Here is a 626-nt window from a genome sequence, read left to right on the forward strand (position 1 = left end):
TCACCACTGCCGATAAAGCCTGACAAAGCGTTCAGTAGTGTTGTCTTACCAGAACCAGTACCACCTGAAATAAGAATGTTGCACTTGCAGTGGCTCGCAATGGAAAGTAGCTTCGCCATTTCAACGGACAGCGCGCCAAACTGAACCAAGTTTTCCAACTTGATTTTTTGCTCTTTAAACTTACGAATTGAGATTGAAGTACCATCAATCGCAAGAGGTGGTATTACGATGTTTACACGACTACCATCTTCTAAACGCGCATCACAGAGCGGTTTCGATTCATCAATTCGACGCCCTACATTGGATGCAATGCGCTTGGCGATAGTATTGAGCTGCTTTTCATTGACGAACTGGATTGGCGACTTCTCTACCTTGCCGTTGATTTCGATGAAAATATCTGACGGGCCATTGATCATAATGTCCGAGATATCATCGTTATCAACCAACGCTTGAAGCGGTCCTAAACCTTTAAGTTCATCCAGTAGTGCTTTGACGAGATCTAAACGCTTCAAACTGCTGATTTGCAGTTGCTTTTTCTCGATAAGAATATTGACGGAATCTTTTAGTTGGCTTTCAAGCTCCAATGGCTCGACATCGACTAAAGAAGCGGCATCAAGCGCGTCAAA

General features: G+C 43.8%; 1 protein-coding gene. It reads right to left on the bottom strand.

Going from position 1 to position 626, the window contains the following annotated elements; genetic code table 11:
- On the bottom strand, window positions 1-626 hold a 626-nt coding region (locus tag R7Q11_RS27405; protein ID WP_225467137.1), incomplete at both ends, for a CpaF family protein.

Source organism: Vibrio sp. 970 (assembly GCF_033339075.1).